The sequence below is a fragment of the Vibrio sp. A37 genome (genome assembly GCF_059777565.1).
In genome coordinates this window covers 109,791-130,404 of the sequence record NZ_JBLNLI010000007.1, presented here as the reverse complement: position 1 = coordinate 130,404, position 20,614 = coordinate 109,791, and the positions used below count along the sequence as shown (strand labels likewise).

At 43.2% G+C, this 20,614-nt stretch carries 22 protein-coding genes and 1 pseudogene; 7 read left to right on the top strand and 16 right to left on the bottom strand.

Going from position 1 to position 20,614, the window contains the following annotated elements; all coding sequences use genetic code 11:
• Positions 1 to 77 precede the first annotated feature (77 nt).
• Positions 78 to 1,826: a sodium:solute symporter family transporter gene (locus tag ACM2FC_RS13895; protein ID WP_498481544.1), complete on the top strand. Its 1,749-nt coding sequence runs from the start codon at positions 78 to 80 to the stop codon at positions 1,824 to 1,826.
• Between the two features lie 67 nt (positions 1,827 to 1,893).
• Here ACM2FC_RS13895 and ACM2FC_RS13890 read toward each other — a convergent pair whose 3' ends face one another.
• Positions 1,894 to 2,925 carry a permease gene (locus ACM2FC_RS13890; RefSeq protein WP_498481543.1) on the bottom strand — a complete coding sequence of 344 codons (1,032 nt, stop codon included), beginning with the start codon at positions 2,923 to 2,925 and terminating at the stop codon, positions 1,894 to 1,896.
• 232 nt (positions 2,926 to 3,157) lie between these two features.
• On the opposite strand from ACM2FC_RS13890, the gene ACM2FC_RS13885 reads away from it, so the two are divergent.
• Positions 3,158 to 3,694 carry a P-loop nucleotide/nucleoside kinase family protein gene (locus tag ACM2FC_RS13885; protein WP_498481542.1) on the top strand — a complete coding sequence of 179 codons (537 nt, stop codon included), beginning with the start codon at positions 3,158 to 3,160 and terminating at the stop codon, positions 3,692 to 3,694.
• Between the two features lie 125 nt (positions 3,695 to 3,819).
• Here the strand turns inward: ACM2FC_RS13885 and ACM2FC_RS13880 are convergent, their stop codons facing one another.
• Both ACM2FC_RS13880 and ACM2FC_RS13875 read right to left on the bottom strand, forming a co-directional pair.
• Complete coding sequence (locus ACM2FC_RS13880; protein ID WP_498481541.1) at positions 3,820 to 5,604, bottom strand: Lnb N-terminal periplasmic domain-containing protein; 1,785 nt, start codon at positions 5,602 to 5,604, stop codon at positions 3,820 to 3,822.
• Between the two features lie 71 nt (positions 5,605 to 5,675).
• On the bottom strand, positions 5,676 to 6,161 hold the full coding sequence (locus ACM2FC_RS13875) for a DUF3015 family protein (RefSeq protein WP_498481540.1): 486 nt from the start codon (positions 6,159 to 6,161) through the stop codon (positions 5,676 to 5,678).
• A 319-nt stretch (positions 6,162 to 6,480) separates the two neighbouring features.
• On the opposite strand from ACM2FC_RS13875, the gene ACM2FC_RS13870 reads away from it, so the two are divergent.
• On the top strand, positions 6,481 to 7,029 hold the full coding sequence (locus ACM2FC_RS13870) for a DUF2850 domain-containing protein (protein ID WP_498481539.1): 549 nt from the start codon (positions 6,481 to 6,483) through the stop codon (positions 7,027 to 7,029).
• Positions 7,030 to 7,066: 37 nt separating this feature from the next.
• Here the strand turns inward: ACM2FC_RS13870 and ACM2FC_RS13865 are convergent, their stop codons facing one another.
• From ACM2FC_RS13865 to ACM2FC_RS13855, 3 genes are all read right to left on the bottom strand, one after another.
• A complete protein-coding gene (locus ACM2FC_RS13865) occupies positions 7,067 to 7,504 on the bottom strand; it encodes a DUF3859 domain-containing protein (RefSeq protein ID WP_498481538.1) in 438 nt (145 codons plus the stop codon).
• A 74-nt stretch (positions 7,505 to 7,578) separates the two neighbouring features.
• Positions 7,579 to 8,886 carry an ABC transporter ATP-binding protein gene (locus ACM2FC_RS13860; RefSeq protein ID WP_498481537.1) on the bottom strand — a complete coding sequence of 436 codons (1,308 nt, stop codon included), beginning with the start codon at positions 8,884 to 8,886 and terminating at the stop codon, positions 7,579 to 7,581.
• Between the two features lie 26 nt (positions 8,887 to 8,912).
• Entirely contained in the window at positions 8,913 to 10,646 is a 1,734-nt protein-coding gene (locus ACM2FC_RS13855; RefSeq protein ID WP_498481536.1) for an ABC transporter permease, read from the bottom strand.
• A 720-nt stretch (positions 10,647 to 11,366) separates the two neighbouring features.
• On the opposite strand from ACM2FC_RS13855, the gene ACM2FC_RS13850 reads away from it, so the two are divergent.
• Entirely contained in the window at positions 11,367 to 11,681 is a 315-nt protein-coding gene (locus tag ACM2FC_RS13850; RefSeq protein WP_498481535.1) for a hypothetical protein, read from the top strand.
• Between the two features lie 29 nt (positions 11,682 to 11,710).
• Here the strand turns inward: ACM2FC_RS13850 and ACM2FC_RS13845 are convergent.
• Together ACM2FC_RS13845 and ACM2FC_RS13840 are read right to left on the bottom strand one after the other, a co-directional pair.
• Positions 11,711 to 11,800, bottom strand: a pseudogene (locus ACM2FC_RS13845) (DinB family protein); the annotation flags it as partial.
• A 127-nt stretch (positions 11,801 to 11,927) separates the two neighbouring features.
• The gene (locus tag ACM2FC_RS13840) at positions 11,928 to 12,344 is read right to left on the bottom strand and encodes a VOC family protein (RefSeq protein WP_498481534.1); all 417 of its coding nucleotides are present in this window, start codon (positions 12,342 to 12,344) and stop codon (positions 11,928 to 11,930) included.
• Between the two features lie 274 nt (positions 12,345 to 12,618).
• Here ACM2FC_RS13840 and ACM2FC_RS13835 point away from each other — a divergent pair, with 274 nt between their 5' ends.
• Together ACM2FC_RS13835 and ACM2FC_RS13830 are read left to right on the top strand one after the other, a co-directional pair.
• Positions 12,619 to 12,840 carry a VF530 family protein gene (locus ACM2FC_RS13835; protein WP_498481533.1) on the top strand — a complete coding sequence of 74 codons (222 nt, stop codon included), beginning with the start codon at positions 12,619 to 12,621 and terminating at the stop codon, positions 12,838 to 12,840.
• Positions 12,841 to 12,976: 136 nt separating this feature from the next.
• A complete protein-coding gene (locus ACM2FC_RS13830; protein ID WP_498481532.1) occupies positions 12,977 to 13,315 on the top strand; it encodes a GFA family protein in 339 nt (112 codons plus the stop codon).
• 127 nt (positions 13,316 to 13,442) lie between these two features.
• On the opposite strand, the gene ACM2FC_RS13825 is transcribed toward ACM2FC_RS13830, so the two are convergent.
• Both ACM2FC_RS13825 and ACM2FC_RS13820 read right to left on the bottom strand, forming a co-directional pair.
• Positions 13,443 to 13,655, bottom strand: coding sequence for a damage-inducible protein J (locus tag ACM2FC_RS13825; RefSeq protein WP_498481675.1), 213 nt, complete (start codon positions 13,653 to 13,655; stop codon positions 13,443 to 13,445).
• A 30-nt stretch (positions 13,656 to 13,685) separates the two neighbouring features.
• Positions 13,686 to 14,609, bottom strand: coding sequence for a LysR family transcriptional regulator (locus tag ACM2FC_RS13820; protein ID WP_498481530.1), 924 nt, complete (start codon positions 14,607 to 14,609; stop codon positions 13,686 to 13,688).
• Between the two features lie 162 nt (positions 14,610 to 14,771).
• Here ACM2FC_RS13820 and ACM2FC_RS13815 point away from each other — a divergent pair, with 162 nt between their 5' ends.
• Positions 14,772 to 15,062, top strand: a complete 291-nt coding sequence (locus ACM2FC_RS13815; protein ID WP_498481529.1) for a putative quinol monooxygenase — start codon at positions 14,772 to 14,774, stop codon at positions 15,060 to 15,062.
• A gap of 91 nt (positions 15,063 to 15,153) precedes the next feature.
• Here the strand turns inward: ACM2FC_RS13815 and ACM2FC_RS13810 are convergent, their stop codons facing one another.
• The 6 genes from ACM2FC_RS13810 to ACM2FC_RS13785 are packed head-to-tail and all read right to left on the bottom strand — an operon-like array spanning position 15,154 to position 20,536.
• Complete coding sequence (locus ACM2FC_RS13810; protein WP_498481528.1) at positions 15,154 to 15,543, bottom strand: acyl-CoA thioesterase; 390 nt, start codon at positions 15,541 to 15,543, stop codon at positions 15,154 to 15,156.
• 14 nt (positions 15,544 to 15,557) lie between these two features.
• Complete coding sequence (locus tag ACM2FC_RS13805) at positions 15,558 to 16,463, bottom strand: hydroxymethylglutaryl-CoA lyase (protein ID WP_498481527.1); 906 nt, start codon at positions 16,461 to 16,463, stop codon at positions 15,558 to 15,560.
• Between the two features lie 4 nt (positions 16,464 to 16,467).
• The gene (locus tag ACM2FC_RS13800) at positions 16,468 to 17,292 is read right to left on the bottom strand and encodes an enoyl-CoA hydratase-related protein (RefSeq protein WP_498481526.1); all 825 of its coding nucleotides are present in this window, start codon (positions 17,290 to 17,292) and stop codon (positions 16,468 to 16,470) included.
• Positions 17,293 to 17,301: 9 nt separating this feature from the next.
• Positions 17,302 to 18,906: a carboxyl transferase domain-containing protein gene (locus tag ACM2FC_RS13795; protein ID WP_498481525.1), complete on the bottom strand. Its 1,605-nt coding sequence runs from the start codon at positions 18,904 to 18,906 to the stop codon at positions 17,302 to 17,304.
• A gap of 27 nt (positions 18,907 to 18,933) precedes the next feature.
• Positions 18,934 to 20,103: an isovaleryl-CoA dehydrogenase gene (locus tag ACM2FC_RS13790; protein WP_498481523.1), complete on the bottom strand. Its 1,170-nt coding sequence runs from the start codon at positions 20,101 to 20,103 to the stop codon at positions 18,934 to 18,936.
• A 28-nt stretch (positions 20,104 to 20,131) separates the two neighbouring features.
• Positions 20,132 to 20,536 (bottom strand): MerR family transcriptional regulator, encoded by a 405-nt coding sequence (locus ACM2FC_RS13785; protein WP_498481522.1) that lies wholly within the window; start codon positions 20,534 to 20,536, stop codon positions 20,132 to 20,134.
• Between the last annotated feature and the right edge of the window lie 78 nt (positions 20,537 to 20,614).

Genomic DNA, 20,614 nt, shown 5'->3' with positions numbered 1-20,614 from the left:
TCGCCCATATTCTGTCGTTTGGCGAATTGGATACTGAAGTCAAGACCTCCCAATAACATTGTAAGAATAGGCCAACTATGAGTGCTATCGATGGCGCAATCATCATAATCTACTTTTTATTTGTTGTTGTCGCAGCGTTTGTGTTTAAACGTTTTGCGACAACGTCTTCTGGATATATTCGAGGTGGCGGTGCGATGATGTGGTGGATGGCAGGTGCTACTGCATTCATGACTCAGTTTTCAGCGTGGACATTTACAGGAGCGGCTGCCAAAGCCTATCAAGATGGCTTAACAGTGCTTTTCCTTTTTTGGGGAAATGCGTTGGGCTTCTTTGTGGCAGCAGCGTTTTTTGCAAGAAAATATCGACAGCTTAGAGTCGATACTGCGATGGAAGTCATTCGCGTTCGATTTGGTAAATTATCTGAGCAAGTTTACACGTGGCTCAGTTTTCCTTTGGGGATTATTTCAGCAGCGATTTGGTTAAATGGCCTAGCTATTTTTATTGCAGCGGTATTTGATATCGAGCTCTACGTAAGCATTTTGGCAATAGGTGCAATTGTCATAATGGTTGCCATGAGCGGTGGATCTTGGACAGTATCGGCGACCAATGTTATTCAGTTAATTCTGTTGGTGGCGATCACTGTGACAGTTGGGGCTTTTGCCTTGGTTCACATAGGTGGCCCAGTTGAGCTCTATCAGCAATTTCCTCGTAACCCTGTGATGGGGGGAGAAATGCAATATCGGCAAATCTTTGCATTTTGGGTGTTTATGATAATGAGTAAGCAAACCGTAACAACGAATAATGCGCTTACTTGCTATCGATTTTTAGTGACGGTTAACGATAAAGAAGCAAGAAAAGCGGCACTCGTCGCAGGCTTCTTGTTTATTGTTGGGCCTGTTATGTGGTTTATTCCGCCATGGGTTGCAGCTACACAAAATATAGACTTATCTAGTTTCTATCCTAATTTGGGGCAAAGTGCCGACAACGCAGCCTATTTGTATTACATCGAATACTTTATGCCAAAAGGAGTGCTGGGCTTGGTGTTGGCAGCAATGATCGCTGCGACTATTGCTCCTATGACAACAGCACTTAATCGAAATGCAGGCTTTTTTGTTCGCAATGTCTATCAATCGATACTTAAACCCGCAGCAACTGATCGGCAGCAGCTTTTGGTAGGCAAGTGGGTGACATTGGCCTCAGGGCTGCTTTCTATCCTTGCAGCGCTTGCGTTTGCTTCCATCAATTCTTTCAGTTTTTTTGATCTGATGATGTTATTTGGCGCTTTACTGCAAATGCCACTAGCTATCCCTTCTCTATTAGCAATTTATATTCATAAAACGCCAGATTGGTCTGGTTGGGCTACAGTTGTTGTTGGACTCGCTGTCTCGTTGTTTATGGTATTTATATTTGATGTGAATTGGTTACTGCCATTATTTGATACGGCTCAGTTTACCCATCGTGAATCTGTTGATTTAGATGTGGCAGCGACTCTGCTTGCTCAAATTGTCGTTACGGGAGGTTTCTTCCTATCAACTAAGTTTTTCTATAGAGATCCCGTTGGCCAACGAAAGCAAGAGTTAGACAAGATGAAACACCACCTCAAAACACCCATTTCCTTGCAAGAACAAGCCAAGGTAGACGAGCGACAAGGTAAGTACCTCGGGCGTATCGCGCAAGTTATGGGTGCTATTATTGCAGCTTTAGGCGTTTTTTACAGCCGGCCGTCGGAGCAAAGCGTATTTTTCATTATCGGAGCAATGATTTTTTTGGCTGGCACGCATTTGTATAGAACTCGCAAGATAAAGCAAAGACAAGTGACAGAGTAACTTTCTTATCCAAACCTGAGGTTAAATTAGTTGCTGCTTAAGTAGGCTCTTAAGCAGCAGAAAGGAATTAAGCAAAAATATAGTTGTAAAGTAGGCCAGCTCCAATAGCCATGCCTAAGATAACCGTTAAAAATGCTGCAATCATCTGATTTTTAAAGATGGATTTCAACAGAATAACTTCAGTTAAACTTGCTCCAGCACTGCCAATAATTAACGCCATCACAGAGCCCAGCGCCATGCCTTTTTTTACTAAAGCGGCACTGAGTGGAATGACCGCTTCAGCACGAATATAAAGAGGAATGCCGATAATTGCAGCAACAGGTATCGCATACCATTTCCCATTTCCGGTAAATTCGGCTATGAGATCGGCAGGGATAAAACCATAAATGAATGAGCCAATCAGAATTCCGACCATAAGGTAAGGAAAAACTTGTTTGAAATCCTTCCATGTTGAAAACCAAATACGTACCCAGCGATTTGGCTGTTTATTGTCGACCATCACTGCCGCTCCTACACCTTGGTCACAGCAAGATATTTCAGCGGATGTATCTTGAGCAGCACTAGTATTTAGCGCGACATTAAGGTCTGCGTTAGTAGCACACTTGCTTGTATTTTTAGTCCCACAAGTTGATGCTTCTGTTGTTTGGTAAGCTTCCGGCTTGACATAACGCTCGAAGCCCAGCCTCTCTAAAATATATCCAGCGGTGACTGATACGAGCATGGCGACCGAGAAGTAAAATAACGCGACTTTCCAACTAAATGTGACCACAAACAAACCAATGATAACTGGGTTGAGTAGAGGACTACTAAATAGAAAAACCATCATCGGGCCAAACCCAGCTCTAGCGCGTAGCAACCCCTTTAAGAACGGTATTGTAGAGCAAGAACAAAACGGGGTGATGGCTCCAAGTAGAGCTGCGACTAAGTAGCCTTTGCCATTACGCGAACTCAGAATGGATTGGATTTTTTCAGGCGTAAGGAATTCTTGCAAAATACCAACAAGGTAACTGATACCAATAAAGAGGATGATAAGCTCTGTTGCTAAAAACGCGAACATGTTTAAAGCTTCTTTGCTCATAGCGATAATTTCACTACTCATAATGTTGTTCCCAATAGTTAAACAGCAACCAAAAGCTGCCTTAATTTCTGTATTTCGAAAAATATAGAAATTAAGGTGAATGATCAAGCTTTATTTCCATAAATGCAGAAATATAAGGCTAAGTTATTGATTGTTTATTGTCAGTTGAAGAAATTAATACACGGTGGCAATCTGGAGTGATGAAATACGGTTCAAAGCTGTATAAGAAGCGTTATATGCTCGGAGGAAAATGATGCGTCTGGGGAAGTTGTTCTTTTTCTGCGGGAAGATGGGAGCTGGAAAGTCCACAAAATCTAGGACCTTAGCAACGGAAAATAATGCCGTCCTAATCTCAGAAGACGATTGGCTATCAGCACACTATCCAACACAAATTCAAACGTTTGATGACTATATTAAGTACTCAAACCTCATTAAACCTTTTGTTAAAAATCACGTTCAAAAACTGCTAAACACGGGAGTTAATGTTGTTATGGACTTTCCTGCGAACACCATAAAGCAAAGAGCTTGGTTTACATCACTATGTCTTGAGGTAAATAGTGAGCATGAGCTTTGGTATTTAGATTTAACCAATGAGAAATGTTTGTCTCACATCGCGAGACGCAGGGTTGAGTGTCCAGAAAGGGCTCAGTTTGATACGGAAGCAGTTTTCCACCATGTAACTCAGTATTTTGAGGAACCTACCGTTAATGAAAGCCTAAATGTAGTGCGCGTGGAAGAGAGCACCCATTTGGGCGATAAGTATAGTTCTAATCTGGATGGAACGGTTTAGAACTATACAATTAAATCGTTTTTGTTCGTATTAAGTCGAAATAGGCAGAGCTTCTAACGGCATCGTTGGTGGAGGTATTGGCGGGTATTACGATAATGTGTATGCTTAGTGACTGGTAGTGTCACTTAAAAGTATCGGTTGTAATAAATCCCCACTAACTTGTCATAGCTTTTCTGGATACTTATGCGGATGTCTGCTTTATTACTGATGTGAAAGAGCGAGTCCCCATATAGGTTGTAGTTCCAGCCACTACCGTTCAAACTTAGTGAAGGAACGATTTTTAGGTGCGTTTTCCAACGATCAGACCCGCTATAAAGCACTCCGAGCGGAAGCTGAAAAGCGGAATCATCAGGGTAGGCGAGATCGACCTGTCCGCCGATCATAGTGTAGGCTGAAAGGCGATTAGATCGGCGTTCAGCCAAACCTAAATAGCCTTTGAAATATGTGCGGTAACACTCATCGCTAGCGCATTCGCTATGTTCAAGTGAGAGAGTTAATTGCCATGCTAAGCGATCGTTCTCAAACAGGTCCACATCATTAGTGTTGAGTGATGCAACATTTAGGAAATCTAGCTTTTTAAGGCGTAGCTTCTCTTCAGTGATGTGTAACTCAGTATCCATAACCGTAAGAACAGAATCTTTTAGCCGTGCCGCGTCGATGGACAAAAAATCGTAATACGCACTATAACCCCTTAGGCTGACATACTCACCATAATCGTCGCTATAACCTCCACCTATACCAAGATTAATGGGTAGCTGAGACATATGAGGGGGGGAGGCTTTACTCTTCGGCCAGTCCACGCTAAAGCTGTCCAACTGTAGTCTTGCCAGCAACAACTTGTGCTTTTGTTCCTTGTAGCTGTTATTAGGCTCTTTTCTTGTGACCAATAATAATTCTGTGTACTCGGTTAACACATCTAGAACCTTTGCTTTTTCGTAGTCAGAAAAATCACCGGACTGCATGAATGTCTCCAGTTTTGAAACATCTTTGGCAATGGAGAGTGCCTGCTGTTTTTCTGCATCACTGAGGGCAAGGTACTTATTTTGAATGCGGCTATACTTCGATTGACGTTGATTGACCCTTTTAACCAAAGGTTGTCCATGATGTTGAACGTCAGGGATAGCATGGAATATATCAATGGGCATGTCCCAAGGCTGAAGTCCGGTATCGAGCGGCTGCTCCAGAACAATATTTAAAATGTCTTTAAACGCTGTAGAGCAGTTATCGCTTAGGAAGTAATAATTGAATTCAATGTCCTCTAGCTCAAACAGATGCGCCTGTATCAGCGCCACTTCTTGTTTTGTCAGGTTAAGTTCGTATTCCCATAGCTCCCTCTGCTCGTTCTCAGCATAATTGCCAGTATGAAGATAGTAAGTGGCAGTGGTGTAAGTGGCACTGTAGCCACCAAATATTCCGTACAAAACATACTTAACGGGGTTGTCGTCAGGATGCGCATCTGCCCCAAAGTTAATACCCGTATCGAGCAGTTCGATATCCGTGCTGTGGTCGCCCTGACGGTTAAATTTCATCATCAGGTGACCAAAAAAAGAGGCAGGGTTTCCAAGATACCCGGTTACATAAACAAGGCTGACCGACTCAGTCTTGCTGTGCTGAATCCATTGTTGATAGTCTTCGCAGTCTTGTAAAGACAGCGCTAAATTTGAGTGGACGTTGTCTTTAACCCATATGTAACGGGCAGGGTAGCGACAATGTGCCATTGACGATGGTGTAGAAAAAGCGTTGAGAGTCGCAGTTAATTCTGCTGCTGCATTAACGCTGCCATTTTCGGAAAGGAAAAAGTCAGGGCTGGAGATAGTACTGCTGCCATGTTTAAAATGCAGCAGTTTGGACCACTGATCTATTTGTTTTTCACTAAGTGAAGCTGAACCTGACGCTGGCCAAGAATACATTAGCGCGACAGAGAAAAATATTCCCAAACAAGGTGACACGCCACAGCGTATCATGAGTTTGTTGATGAGAGCTAAGACGCCAAGCACTGCTGTGAAGCATGTTTTGCCACAATACGGTAATAACTGTCAGCCTTCTCATGATGAGGCATGTCAGCATAATTATCATTTGCCAGTACTTTTGCAAAATCACTTCGGATGCTTTGACGTACTGCCTGTTGATCTTTTTGTCTGCATTCAAGGATATTCAGCATCGCAAGCATATGTTCGCCTTGACCTTGTACTGTCTCTTGTTCCAACTCTGGGTAGGTTCTGTCGATAAACTGTGCCGCCGCATAAAATGGGCCCTTGCAAGAACCAGGTGTGGAATAATAAGAGATAGATGCGGTAGTACCTAAGTCGAACGTGACATTGGTGGTGACGGCAAGCCAGCCATTCGCATAGCCGTTGGCAATCCAGTGCCCTAAACCACACCCCTTATAGATACCATCTAGAGAAGCGTTGGCAGTTGGCAGATAAGCAACAGCTATTAATAGCAAAGCAAAGATTCTGCTTTTCAAAATAGACTCCTTGTCTAAGTTGTTTTGAGTAGAGCAAATTAATAATCCACCTCATGCTTTAAACTCTAGAAGCAAATGAGAAAAAGTAAAAAAAGAAACTTATTTAACCTCAGGTTTGGATAAGAAAGTCAACAACACCCAATATTTCAATTAAATATAAAGCGGAATGGCTCAGTACGGTTATTTATGGCGGGTTATTGCTCTGAAAGCATAGCTTTAAAACATCGATGAGCTTCAACTTTGCTCGCTATGCAGTTAACAGCTCAGATTAATGCTGATAATATTACGGCTTAAGCGAATACTAAAAAATAATAACTTAATGACACAAAGCAGTGTGCAACGTAAGGCTAGAAATAGAAAAGTTGCTGGAATAACCACTATCACAACCCTAAAGATCATTTTGGCTATGCTACTAGTCATATTGGTTGCTGTGGGTGCTGTGCTTGCAAAAAAAGTCATGCATCGCAATAACGTAAAACATGAGAGAGTGTATGGCTCTTGGGTTGAAGTCGGTACTCCGGCTTACAACACCGACGTAATTAAAATCAACAAAGTTGGGGTATATAAAAACTCACATCTAATTACGACTCACTTCGATTTTAATGGCCGTCAACTGTCACTCAATACTGGTAATGGTCGTGTCGTGTATGTGCTGGACAAAAAAGATCCGCATGTACTGAAGAGAATTGAACCGCGCTTGCCTCAACAACAGTTGGTGAGAAAGGGTTATGAAGGTACCGTTGAGGTTGACGTTACGGGTTATATGAGGCAGAAAAAGGTGAGCCGCTATTTTAGTGACGACAAGCACCCAGTCGATGAGCAGTTAAAGCAACTGCATCAGAGTAAATTAGATAGCGCCGGTGAATAATATGAATTCCGGGCTAGTGCATAGTAGATAGGGCTTACTAAAACCCCCGACGTTTCCAAAATTGTCCTTCGTCGCGGGCGACAACGTTAAATTTCTTTTCCGCGATGACTTTACCGTCCAGCTCAATGTGCATATGCCATTCGCCGAAGTTACTTTCAAGGCCATTCATTGGGTCAAGTAATTGGATAGTGTCGCCTAGATAAAATTCCCAATCATTATTATTGATGTGCTCTTCTCCATCAAATGGTGCCAGCACTTGGCCTTTTTTGCCTAGCACACCGGGATGGTTGATGCAGTAATAAATTTTGCTACCTTTTGCTTTTTTAATATTTACGATGAAGCCGAACTCAATGTCTTCATCTGCGGGGACAGTATTCGTAAATTCTTGAACTTTAGGTAGGTCCTTAGACTTTGAATCCCAAGTTGAGTAGATACCATACGACAGAATTTCGACGACAGGAGAGCGTTTGGCCATGTTGGTGAAGCCTCAGTTGAGAAAGCGACTAGCGGTAACCTCATTCGATTAGGTTACCGCTGTTTAAAGAGATTCTAGAAGGTTGTTTCGTCCAAAGTCAAAATACCGGAAGTGGCATCGTATTCAATGATTTCAGCGTAACGAGCCCATTCGATAAAGGTTTCAAATACACGTTTTGCTTCATCATCACTAAAGTGATCTTCAAGCTCAGTAAGGAATCGCGCTTCATGAACCGTGTGATTTGGACGTTCTTTCAAAATACGAATGACATGGCGAGCTAACGGAATATTCTTCACTAACAATCTTGAGAAAGTCACTTTACGATCTGTGATTTCGGCTTCTACAAACTGTTTACCCAGAGCAGTCATAGTGATATCACCGTCTGAAACTTGAGCAAGGCCAAGTACTGATAATATCTCTAGAATCGGGAATAGGTCATCAACGTCGAGGCGAATATGGTCTGCAAGCTCAGGTAAGTCAAGAGCGGTGCCTTGCTCTTGGATTTCTAGCGCTTCTGCTAAAAGGCCAGTTAATTCTTCAATATCCGCATCTGGCAGGCGATAAGCGATGGTTAACGCTTTGCGTCTGTTCATACGCTCACGCAGCTCGTTGGTTTCGGCTGTAGTCATCATACGATATACTTCATCGATGAGTTCCGTCACCGCAGAGTCCTGACTGTTACGCGGGTGAGGGAGGTCAACCGACAGTTCACCTCGAATAAAGCCCGGGTTGCTACCAAAAATGATAATTCGATCAGCAGTTAACACGGCTTCCTCAATGTTGTGGGTTACATAAAGAATGCCTTTCATCGCACTGTTCTTTTCCCACAGCTCTAGCAAGTCGTCGCGCAGGTTCTCTGAGGTTAAAACGTCTAGAGCAGAGAATGGTTCATCCATCAGCAGTAAATCAGGCTTCAATACTAACGCTCTGGCAAAGCCGACACGCTGGCGCATACCACCAGAGAGTTCGCGAGGGTAGGCGTTTTCAAAACCGTCCAAGCCGATCATATCGACAGCTTCAAGTGCTAGCTTGCGGCGCTCTGAGCGAGACATATCACGAGCTTCTAATCCAAGTTCTACGTTTTGTAATACTGTTAGCCATGGCATCAATGCAAAGCTTTGGAACACCATAGAAATATCGCGCACAGGGCTGCGAACAGGTTGATCACGATAAAGGACTTCGCCGCCACTTGGCGCTGTTAAGCCCGCGATGATTCTCAACAAGGTCGATTTACCAGAACCCGACTTACCTAACAGAGCGACGATTTCACCCTCTTTCATAGTGAAGTTTACGTTTTCTAAAACCAGTAGCTCTTGCTTGTCTGGCTTTTTGAATGCCTTTGAGATTTGTTTGACATCAACAATGATGTTGCTTTTTGACATCGTTAATTCCTTACAATTTATTCGAGCTAGTAGCGGAAACGTGTTTCAGCGTAGCGGTATAGCCTGCGCCAGAATACTCGGTTGAACAGTGTTACCCAAACGCACATTACCAGTACGCCAAGCGCTATTTTTGGTAAGTTACCCGAGCTCGTATTTTCTGCGATATAAGCGCCTAGACCGGTTGCAACCAACTTAGTGTTACCCCAAACCATGACTTCGGCAACGATACTTGCATTCCAAGAACCGCCAGCCGCCGCGATGGCACCAGTGACGTAGAATGGGAATACCGCAGGAATAAGATATTTAAACCACTTGGAAAAACCGCTGATTTGCATATTCTGAGCTGCAAACTTAAGCTCTTGAGGGATGGCCGAAGCGCCAGCAATCACATTAAATAAGATGTACCACTGCGTCCCCAACACCATTAAAGGGGCAGACCATATTTCAACATTTAGGTTGAAATGGATGATGGCGATAATGAATATCGGGAAGAATAAGTTAGCAGGAAATGCCGCTAATATTTGCGCAATTGGCTGAATTTTCTGTGCGAGGCGAGGGCGTAAACCTATCCAGATACCAACCGGTAGCCAGATAAAAGAGCAAAGCAATATTAAAGAGAAAACGCGAAGAGCGGTATAAAAGCCCAGCAGCAACACATGCAGAGTTTCGTGTAAGCCTATACCTTTACCCTTGTAGATAAAGCTCCAAGTGAAGTAAACAAAAACCACGGCCATCACCGCAAGCGCACCATACCACAAACTCTTATTTAGCTTGCTGTACTCTACATTGGCCATACGGTGAGAGGACTTCTTGTACTCTTTTTGCTTGAAGTAGCTGATATTTACAAAGTTGTTGGCCTGATCGACACACACGTTCGAAAATGCTTGCATCCAGTGTGCGCGTTTAAGAAGGCTTAAGAACCACGAGCTTGAACCTTCTGAAGGTAAATCAGAGACAACAAATTTTTCCGACCAAGTCACGAGAGGGCGGAACAATAGCTGATCGTACATTAGGATAACCGCTAACATCGCCAAGATGGCGTAAACCATTGCGGGTACGTCACTTGTGTTGATCGCTTGTTGGATGTACGAGCCGATACCCGGCAGCATTACTTCTTTGTTGCCGACTGAAATCGCCTCTGAAGCTACTACGAAGAACCATCCGCCAGACATAGACATCATCGCGTTCCAAAGCAGGCCGGGCATTGCAAAAGGCACTTCCATCTTCCAAAACTTTTGCCAGCCAGAAAGTTGGTACATATCTGCTGCTTCACGAAGCTCTTTTGGCACGGTTCTTAGTGACTGGTAAAAGCTTAGTGTCATGTTCCACACCTGAGAGGTGAACACAGCAAAAATAGCAGCGAACTGAGGGCCTAATAATGATCCTGGAAAAAGTGAGACAAAAAAGATGATCAAAATAGATAAGTAGCCAAGAATCGGTACCGATTGCAGGATATCGATAATTGGAATAATTATCTTGCCTGCCCGTTCACTTTTGGCGGCAATCACACCAACAATAAAGCTGAACACGAAAGATAACGCTAACGCGATAAACATTCGCAGAACAGTCTCTAAGGCGTATTCAGGTAGCGCCCAAGGACTAAGCGAAATCGATATTTGATCGCCAATATTAAAAGGGCCTGCCAGCTTGGCACCCGCCCAACATAGGGCAATCAAAGATGAAAAAATTAGCAATAATGCAAACAAGTCCCATTGACTTGGAAGTAACCTGTTTGATGGTTGGCTATACAATGTACGCATGGCTGAAAGCTCCGGAATGCCTGTCGTCAATGCGGTGGAAAATTTTAAATTACTTTTGTTGCGTAGCGAGAATACTTACAAGAATGAACGCTAATGCAAGGTTAAGTCGTTGATATTATAGTAACAACAAGTAATTCGCGCGAATGTGTATGCCCTTTCTAGCCAATTGGAGTGTTATTTGTTCTAGAGAAAGATTCTCGCTTATAAAACCACACTCACCATTCGAGAAAGAGCGGATCAACTCGGAGGGTTTAGAGGTTGTACGTTATGGTAATAGCACTCAAATCGAGTATCTATACTCGGTGCGAAATGAATAGTACGTTTGCTGTATGAAGCTTTTATTGCAACGGCGAAGCCCTCTCCTAGGCTGGAAAGTCCTTTATTCGACAATGAATTGTAAAATAAATGCATACCCATGACTTCTACTTATGGCCGGAGGCCCCGTAATTTGAGGCGGAAATGTAGCACTATTTTCTTGTGTTGTATAGGGAAATCCACTTTGTATTCACGTTAAAAATCGGGGAGTAATCGACGGCCAATTAAAATAGGAGTTGAGTTCTAAACAAGCTTTGCTCTCCAAGAGTTTCTGACATGAGTAAAGTCTTTGAAACTAACGCTACACATGGTGTAAATACATCATATAAAATACTCAGTGAAATCGAATACTTTGATGGAGGAACATCAGGGTTTCGATAAGAGCGACAGACTAGCGAGAAAAACATGCAAGAAAAGAAAACCTATACGTTTGAAGTTGAAATCACAGGCAGACACCTTGAAACGGATGAGAAGCTTCTTGCTTTTGCAGAGAAATGCACACAAGCAGGTGTTTATGACTACGAGCCTTTGATGGTCAATGGAAGCACGTATCTTCGCTCTACATGTGTGGCAAATAATGCCGATGATGCGTTTGCGCAGGTGACTCGCGATATTGAGTCAATGGAAGGCGTGCAAGTTAAACGGGGTGGTGACATGAAGATAGGTTCAAACGATTGGACAAACTTAATGGAAAAACTAAAAGGCAGAGAAGAGCTTTGAGCTCAAATGTCGAGTAAATGATGCTCAAGTTATTGGGCTTGAGCTCCCTCAGGAACAATGACGGGTAGATTGGTACAACCAAAATCCAAACCAAACTGGCTCAATATACAGGTTAGCTGCTCGCACACCGCCAACAATTGTTGATTCATACGCTGGTTGTAGCGCGCTAGCATTATGAGGTTTGAAGAAAGATTCATTTTAATCCTCTAGCAAATAACGCTACAAATGAAGTAAATTTGAAAGTGTTTACGAAGCTGAGAACAGTTCACCTTCATTTTTCATGGACTTAAATTCGATAGGGTTACCGCTGTAGTCTAGAACAAACATGGTTTTTTGTTGGCCAACAGTATTTTGATACCTAACCTGAGGCTTAACGATAAAATCGATATTGTTCTTTTCGAAAATCTGCATAACTCGCTCGAATTGTTCATCAGTCAACACACAACCGAAATGTGGAATGGGCACTTCAACTCCATCTACAAGTCCACAGTAATCCAGCTCCGGTATGTTCGTACTAATATGAGCTGACAGCTGGTGACCGAAAAAGTCAAAATCGATCCACGTTTCTGTCGAACGACCTTCCTTGCAACCTAGCATATCCACATAGAATTGACGTGTACTTTTGAGATCCTTTACTTTAAATGCATAGTGAAAACTGTTCACAGTTCTTCCTTGTTAGTCTTGTAACTATATGATTTAGGGTATGAAGGCAATTATTAAATAACGCCAGAAATATTGATACAACGGTGAGCTCAATCTAACATGTTTTTGCTCATTTTTACGTTTAAAGATATTCGCACGGTAATCGCCTTGATCGAGCTGAGCTTGTTGAGCTCAAAGTGAACGTTCTACAATCCACCCAAGGGAAACAAAAGCTGAAACTGTTCACTTCAAGTCTGATAAACTCCCATTAAAATTATTTCTTCTAGGAACCCCAATGAGCCAAGAGCAACCGAATAACCCATTACATGGTTTGACTTTAGAGAAGATCCTCGTGCGTTTGCAAGAGCACTACGGTTGGGAGAGGTTGGATGCAGAAATTCAAATCAACTGTTTTTACAATAACCCATCAATCAAGTCATCGCTAAAGTTCTTGCGCAGAACACAATGGGCAAGAGACAAGGTTGAAGCTCTGTATATCGACACCTTCTGTAAGTAGGGAATCATTGATTCCTGCCTAAAGATTTTTTAAGCGCCTGTACGTCAGGCAGCAAAGAGTAGCTTGATTGAAAGTTAGGCAGGGAGGCGAGCTAGTCTGTTGTTAGGAATGTTAAATAAATACAGGGATTTATCGAATGGAATTAAAGTGTCACTGTGGAAACGTTAACTTAGTAGTCAACTCTCTACCTAAAGAAATTGGTGAATGTAATTGCTCTATTTGTCGTCGTTATGCAGCGGCTTGGGCGTATTTTTCTCCAGAACAAGTTCAAATCAGCATGAATGAAAAAACAGCTTTCTATTGTTGGGGTGACAAAGAAGTAGAATTTCATCGATGTAACTCGTGTGGTTGTTTAACGCATTACATAACAACGCAGAAATGTTCCGAAGATATCTTGGCTGTAAATATGAGAATGGCTGAAAATGATGTGCTTTCCAGTATTCCAGTTCGCAAGATCAACGGCGCATCGTACTAATTTCGTTTCAATGCGGTTGTCAGTTTTCTCAGTCGCATCAGGTCTGAATTAGTACACATTAGGGTTGAAGTCATTGGGAACTCAAAGATTGTTTCACGATCATTAAATGGTTCTTCTTCCCATAAAATCATTGTTTATCTCGATTGCGGATTTTGGCTTTGCGTTCTTCCATTTGAGATTGAGCAGTTTGGTGTTCAACGAAAACAGATTCGCCAAAGTCAATCTTTTCAAACGCTAAGTTTACTTGTTCTGTTAGCCATGCATCGTGAGACAATGTTTTTCTTTGTTGTTCTAGGCGTTTTGTTTCCTCATCAACATGAAATTGAATTCTAGTGTCTATAATGTATTCCTTTTTTTCTGTGCTTACACCTTAACATCCCACAATGCCTTGGCTATTCAATTTCTCAAGTGTTTGCTTGGTCTTATCTCTTAACATATCTCTGAGCAGCCTAACGGTAGGGGTAATAGATTGACGACTTGGTAAAACTAGCCAAAGCTCGGTTGGTGTGGGTTTGTAGGTCGGCATTATTGCGACGACCTTTCCGGACAAAAGATCTTGTGACATATCAAGGCTAGATTTTATGGCAATGCCTTTGCCGCTAACGCACCAACGCCTAACAAGGTCACCGTCGTTAGAGCCACGGTTGCTGGTGAGTTTGACTTTATGACTGCGTTTTTCTTCATTAAATACCCACTCGTTTTGAAGAATGTCATGCAGCTGATAGCACAAGGCGTTGTGATTTAATAGTTCGTCCGGTGTTGCTGGCGTTCCATTTTCGTTTAAATACTCAGGGCTGGCACAGAGTACCCTTGATACGTCGCAAATTTTAAAACCATACATACTGGCATCGGTCGGAGCGCCGTAGCGCAGTGCCATATCAACCGAATCCCGATAGAAATCGACATTGCTGTCACTGATGTGTGCACTGAGCGAAACGTTTGGGTATTGCAACAAAAACTCATCCAGCCAAGGAGCAACGATATTTCTACCTAAATCGGATGAAAGAGCAATGCGGATCGTGCCGTCTATAATGCCGAGATCTTCTTGCAAGTTCATCTTTGCTTTTTCAAGCATCTTCAACGCTTCTTCACACTGAGGGAGGAATCTTTCTCCTGCTGCGGATACCTTCAAGCTTCGGGTCGTGCGAATGAATAACTCTGCTCCTAAAGATGCTTCAACCCGCTTAATCGCCGCACTGGCGGTTGCGGTGCGCATATCTAGGCTCGTTGCAGCAGCAGTGATACTGCGAAACTCTGCGACCTTTAAAATTACCCGTAAATCCTCAATTTGCATGATGAAACCTTTCTAACTTAATCTTATTGTCAAATTATATTTGATAATTATTCAAATTATAGCCTGTTTATCATTAGTAATGACCGCACTATTATGTACCTCATACAAACGCTGCTCTTGCTCAGAACTAGAGCTCACTAATTGCAAAATGAGGAGTCCATCATGACTAAGTTAACTATCGTTGCGAATATCGTTGCCAATGAAGATCAAATCGAACATGTAAAAAACGAACTGCTAAAACTGATTGAAATTACCCGTGCCGAAGAGGGTTGCATCAACTACGACCTTCACCAAGACAATGACAACCCAGCCCATTTTATGTTTTATGAAAACTGGTCTTCACGTGAGCTTTGGCAAGTTCACATGAACAATCAGCATCTGGCTGACTACATGAAAGCAACGGAGGGATGTGTGGCAAGCTTTACGCTTAATGAAATGACTCAAATTGGTTAAGTAATCGTAGGGGCAGTACCTTGAGCGATAGCTGAAATTTGTCACAACCTAAAAAGCCAGCGATCACTCGCTGGCTTTTGCCAATTTGATTCTATTGTTGATGTTCTAGCAATTGCAGGCGAACGTTATCTTCAATAGACTTCGATTGATTGGTCGCGTAATCAAAGTAAATCAATATCGCTAAGCCTTTCGCGACTTTGATACCGCTTTGCCACGCCTCATGGCGCAAATGGCAGGAAGAGTTACCAACCTTTTCGACAAAGGTTCGAACTTCGACATCTTTACCCCAATACGTTTGAGCTAACAAGTCAATCTCGATACGAGCGATGATAAGTGGCCAGTTTTTAACTTCTAAAGACGGGTGAAAGATTTCGAATATTGGGAGTCTTGCTTCTTCAAACCAAATAGCAAACGCGGTGTTATTGATATGGCCTAAAGCATCGGTGTCAGTAAAACGCGGAAAAATTTTGGTTTTAAACATGATATCTAACCTATTTATGGTTTTAAGGCGAGTGAGACTTTTGAGCTAGGTTGTTTGTTGAGATTCTTGCAAATGGCCCAGCCAGCTTGAGCGACTTTTTCTAAATCAACGCCAGTTTCGATTCCTAAACCACGACAAAGGTAAAGTACATCCTCTGTCGCTACATTACCTGATGCACCTTTCGCGTATGGGCAACCGCCTAAACCGGCAACACTGCTATCAATGACTGTGACCCCTAGAGTGATTGCTTGGTGGATATTTGCCAGTGCTTGGCCCCAAGTGTCATGGAAGTGGACAGCGAGTTGTTCTACGGGAACTTGCTTGTTTACTGCTTTCAACATCTCACTAATTCGGTTAGGTGTGCCAGTACCGATGGTGTCACCGAGGGAAATTTCATAGCAGCCGAGATCATGAAGTTTTTTTGCAATAGAAGCCACTTGCTCAGGATCAGTTGGGCCATCATACGGGCACTCAATAACGCAAGATAAATAACCCCTTACACGGATATTATGCTTTTGGGCTTGCTCCATTACTGGTGCGAAACGTTCAAGGCTTTCAGCAATTGAGCAGTTAATATTTTGCTGACAGAATCCCTCGGATGAAGAGGTGAAAATTGCCACTTGGTCCACTCCAGCCTCTAGCGCTTTTTCAAAACCTTGTAAGTTCGGAGTGAGTGCAGAATAAATGACACCGGGCTGTCGAACCATACGCTCCATAACCGCTTTGGAGTCAGCCATTTGTGGCACCCATTTAGGAGAGACAAAAGAGCCTACCTCAATGTGGGATAAGCCTGTTTCCGATAAGCTTTCGATCAAATTAATTTTGGCATTGGTCGACACGACTCTTTCATTTTGCAGCCCATCTCTTGCGCCCATTTCAACAATGGTGACTTTGTCAGGATATTTGCTTGCACTAGTCATCTGTTCAATGCTCTTCAACTTGAGGAGCCCAATTTGGCGAACGCTTTTCAAAGAAAGCGTGCAACCCCTCTTGGCCTTGTTCGGATACGCGCGCATTCGCAATGAGCTGGCTGGTATATTGAATCAGATCTTGATCAATAGGGGAGTGTTCACACCTTAGACATAAAGCTTTGGTGTTTTTGATTGCCTCTGGGCTGCTGTTCAATATCAACTGGGTTAGCTCAAAAAGAAATTCTTCCTGTTCTGTTTTTGAATCGACGACTTTATGGATTAAGCCGAGCTGCAGCGCTGCGGTACTTTCAAAACGTTCGCTCGAAAGCATATAGCGTCTGGCCTGCCTTGAACCAATTGCACGGCAAACATATGGGCCAATGGTCGCGGGAATCAATCCTAGTTTAACTTCGCTAAAGCAAAAACTGCTGTTTATGGTAGCAACCGCAATATCTGTGCAGCAAATCAACCCAAGAGCACCACCAAAAGCACAACCTTGAATCAGAGAAACAGTCGGATGAGGAAAGGTGTCGAGTTCGTGCATAAGCGATGCGAGCTGTTCAGCATCTTGCAAGTTCTCGCTGTGAGTTTTATTTGCCATAGATTTCATCCAGCCAAGATCTGCTCCGGCTGAAAAGTGCTTCCCTTTGGCACGCAGTATTAGGCAGCGTATCGTTGAGTCTGCCTTTAAACTTCTTAAATGCGTGAGGATCTGACGAATCATGCCATCATCAAAAGCGTTGCTTTTATCGATTCGGTTGAAGGTAAGTGAGGCAAGACCCAGTTCGTCAATATGACATTCGACATGCATTGGTTCTGGACTATCGTTAATGTTCATATATCCCCCCTACATTCTGAAAATACCAAATTGACTATCGGGTATTGGCGCTCTAAGAGAAGCTCTAAGCGCTTGCCCTAAAACGGTTCTTGTCGTTTTTGGATCAATAATGCCGTCATCCCATAAACGAGCACTCGCATAATAAGGATGGCCCTGACTTTCGTAGGTTGCAATGATCGACTGCTTAAATTTGCTTTGCTCGTCGTCTGACCATGCTTCTCCTTGCCTAGATTTGATGTCATTTTTGACTTGGCTGAGCACTCCGGCTGCTTGTTCTCCCCCCATCACAGATATTCGGGCATTCGGCCACATCCAAATCATAGTTGGGTCGTAGGAGCGGCCACACATTCCGTAATTACCTGCGCCGTACGAGCCACCAATAATGACGGTAAATTTTGGTACGTCAGCACAGGCTACGGCCATGACTAGTTTGGCTCCATGCTTAGCGATACCTTCTTCTTCGTATTTCTTCCCGACCATAAACCCAGTGATATTTTGTAGAAACAGCAGGGGGATTTTCCGTTTGGCGCATAACTCAATGAAGTGAGCGCCTTTTTGAGAAGACTCGGAAAACAAAATGCCGTTGTTGGCGATGATGCCAATTTGCTGACCGTAGAGTCGGGCAAATCCACAAACTAATGTAGAGCCATAAAGAGCCTTGAACTCATCGAAGTCTGAGTCATCAACAATTCTGGCAATAATTTCTCGAACGTCGAAAGACAGCCGAAGATCAGCGTTGACAATGCCATACATTTCCTCTGCATCAAATCTAGGTTCTAAAACTTTCTTAGAAGGGACTTGGGAGGGTAACTGGTTGATATTAGATACCGCTTGCCTAGCTAATACAAAAGCATGCTCTTCATTGTTGGCGTAATAATCCGCGACACCAGATTTTTTGCAGTGGACGTCTGCGCCACCTAGCTCTTCGTCTGTGACCACTTCACCAGTGGCGGCTTTGACAAGCGGTGGGCCGGCTAAAAAGATCGTGCCTTGTTGTTTTACGATAATAGAGACATCGGCCATTGCGGGAATGTAAGCACCGCCAGCGGTACAAGGCCCCAACACAACGGCAATTTGTGGAATGCCTTTGGCAGACATTCTGGCTTGGTTGAAGAAGATTCGACCGAAATGATCTTTATCTGGAAAAACTTCAGCTTGATGAGGAAGATTGGCACCACCAGAATCCACCAAGTACACACAAGGCAGCTGGCACCGCTCCGCGACTTCTTGCGCTCGTAAGTGTTTTTTCACTGTCAGGGGATAGTAAGTTCCTCCTTTAACAGAAGGATCGTTGGCGAGCACCATGCATTCGATATCGTTGATTTTACCAATACCTGCGACCACTCCTGCGCAAGGGATGGAGTCCTCATACACTTTCCATGCGGCAAATTGGCCTACTTCTAAAAACTCTGAGTCAGGGTCTAATATTTTTGCGATACGCTCACGTACGGGCAACTTGCCTTTTTTTCGCTGACGCTCAATGGCAGCTTTTCCACCACCTTGCTTAATCTTTTCAATATCAGCGTAAAGTGTATCAACTAGCTCTTGCATCACTTGCTGATTCTTTTGATATAACGGTGCATCTTTTTTTACTTTAGATTGAAGAACAGTCATGGTGAATCCTAAATCTAAGTGGAGGAGTTATCGTGATTCGTCAAACAATTCACGACCAATAAGCATTCGTCTTATTTCTGAAGTGCCCGCGCCAATTTCATACAGCTTGGCATCACGCAATAATCTACCAGCTGGAAACTCATTAATGTAGCCGTTGCCACCGAGTAATTGAATCGTATCGAGTGCAATTTTGGTTGCCAGCTCTGCGCTATATAAAATAACACCAGCCGCGTCTTTTCTTGTGGTTTCACCGCGATCACAGGCTGCTGCGACGGTGTAGACATAGGCTCTGGCTGCATTACTCTGGGTGTACATATCAGCGATTTTGGCTTGAACTAACTGAAACTCTCCTATGGATTGGCCAAATTGCTTGCGATCATGAATATAAGGAACAACAAGGTCTAAGCAGGCTTGCATGATTCCGAGAGGGCCAGCCGCGAGTACCACGCGTTCGTAGTCGAGACCACTCATCAATACCTTGACGCCTTGATTTAACTCTCCAAGTACATTGGATTGCGGTACACGACAATTTTCAAACACAAGTTCACAGGTATTGGAGCCACGCATACCAAGCTTGTCGAGCTTTTGAGCGTGACTAAATCCAGCGAATTTTTTTTCAACGATGAAGGCTGTAATACCGTGTGCACTTTTGCTCGGGTCTGTTTTAGCATAAACAACAACAACGTCGGCATCTGGACCATTAGTGATCCACATTTTGTTGCCATTTAGAATAAACTCGTCACCGTCTTTATCGGCTCTAAGCTGCATACTCACTACATCAGAACCGGCGTTAGGTTCACTCATCGCAAGTGCGCCGATGTAACTGCCATCAATGAGCTTGGGCAAATATTTCTCTTTTTGCTCTTCTGACCCGTTACGAAAAATTTGATTCACACAAAGGTTGGAATGAGCACCATAGCTTAAGGCCACGGAAGCTGAAGCACGACTGAGTTCTTCCATCGCCACGACATGAGCGAGGTATCCCATTCCTGCGCCGCCGTACTTCTCATCTATTGTGACACCAAGCAGCCCCATGTCTCCCATTAATGGCCACAATTGGTTTGGAAATTCGTTGTTTATATCGACTTCTGCAGCAATTGGAGCAATGTGCTCCTGTGCGAAAGCATTGACGTGTTCACGTAGTAATTTTACCGTTTCATCCAGTCCGAAATTAAGCGGGGTATAGCAGTCTTTCATTGACGCCTCCAAGGAGTCGAATCTTTGGTTAAGATGCTTTTTTATTGTTCACTTTTTTATCTTCTTCACTGCGGTTTAATGCTTGTACACAGCGCTCGCGGGCATTGTTTAACTCTTGCATGACTACATCGATATCTTTCAGTTGTCGTTGTAGTTGCTGTTGTTTTTCATCAATGATATCCAGCATTTTCAAAAGTTGGGTATCACATTGATTGGTATCATAAAGCTCAAACAGTTCTCGAATTTCGTCAAGAGAAAAGCCCAGTCTCTTGCCTCTTAGTATTAGTTTTAATCTTATCTTGTCACGACGTTGATAAACCCGCATTTTTCCATTGCGAGTAGGGTGAATTAATCCTTGTTCTTCGTAGAAACGAATGCTTCTCGTCGTTACGTCGAATTCATTTGCTAACTCGCTGATCTTAAAAGTTTCCACCAAATACTTTCCCCCAAAGTTATGTCATCTATGAAGATTGCTTTTGTCAAAGCAGTGGCTTAGTTAGAGTCACTGTAA

Coding starts and splice junctions, on each gene's coding strand:
- ACM2FC_RS13895 (WP_498481544.1), top strand. CDS start 78: ATGAGTGCTATCGATGGCGCAATCATCATAATCTACTTTTTATTTGTT.
- ACM2FC_RS13890 (WP_498481543.1), bottom strand. CDS start 2,925: ATGAGTAGTGAAATTATCGCTATGAGCAAAGAAGCTTTAAACATGTTC.
- ACM2FC_RS13885 (WP_498481542.1), top strand. CDS start 3,158: ATGCGTCTGGGGAAGTTGTTCTTTTTCTGCGGGAAGATGGGAGCTGGA.
- ACM2FC_RS13880 (WP_498481541.1), bottom strand. CDS start 5,604: ATGTATTCTTGGCCAGCGTCAGGTTCAGCTTCACTTAGTGAAAAACAA.
- ACM2FC_RS13870 (WP_498481539.1), top strand. CDS start 6,481: ATGACACAAAGCAGTGTGCAACGTAAGGCTAGAAATAGAAAAGTTGCT.
- ACM2FC_RS13865 (WP_498481538.1), bottom strand. CDS start 7,504: ATGGCCAAACGCTCTCCTGTCGTCGAAATTCTGTCGTATGGTATCTAC.
- ACM2FC_RS13860 (WP_498481537.1), bottom strand. CDS start 8,886: ATGTCAAAAAGCAACATCATTGTTGATGTCAAACAAATCTCAAAGGCA.
- ACM2FC_RS13855 (WP_498481536.1), bottom strand. CDS start 10,646: ATGCGTACATTGTATAGCCAACCATCAAACAGGTTACTTCCAAGTCAA.
- ACM2FC_RS13850 (WP_498481535.1), top strand. CDS start 11,367: ATGCAAGAAAAGAAAACCTATACGTTTGAAGTTGAAATCACAGGCAGA.
- ACM2FC_RS13835 (WP_498481533.1), top strand. CDS start 12,619: ATGAGCCAAGAGCAACCGAATAACCCATTACATGGTTTGACTTTAGAG.
- ACM2FC_RS13830 (WP_498481532.1), top strand. CDS start 12,977: ATGGAATTAAAGTGTCACTGTGGAAACGTTAACTTAGTAGTCAACTCT.
- ACM2FC_RS13820 (WP_498481530.1), bottom strand. CDS start 14,609: ATGCAAATTGAGGATTTACGGGTAATTTTAAAGGTCGCAGAGTTTCGC.
- ACM2FC_RS13815 (WP_498481529.1), top strand. CDS start 14,772: ATGACTAAGTTAACTATCGTTGCGAATATCGTTGCCAATGAAGATCAA.
- ACM2FC_RS13810 (WP_498481528.1), bottom strand. CDS start 15,543: ATGTTTAAAACCAAAATTTTTCCGCGTTTTACTGACACCGATGCTTTA.
- ACM2FC_RS13805 (WP_498481527.1), bottom strand. CDS start 16,463: ATGACTAGTGCAAGCAAATATCCTGACAAAGTCACCATTGTTGAAATG.
- ACM2FC_RS13800 (WP_498481526.1), bottom strand. CDS start 17,292: ATGAACATTAACGATAGTCCAGAACCAATGCATGTCGAATGTCATATT.
- ACM2FC_RS13795 (WP_498481525.1), bottom strand. CDS start 18,906: ATGACTGTTCTTCAATCTAAAGTAAAAAAAGATGCACCGTTATATCAA.
- ACM2FC_RS13790 (WP_498481523.1), bottom strand. CDS start 20,103: ATGAAAGACTGCTATACCCCGCTTAATTTCGGACTGGATGAAACGGTA.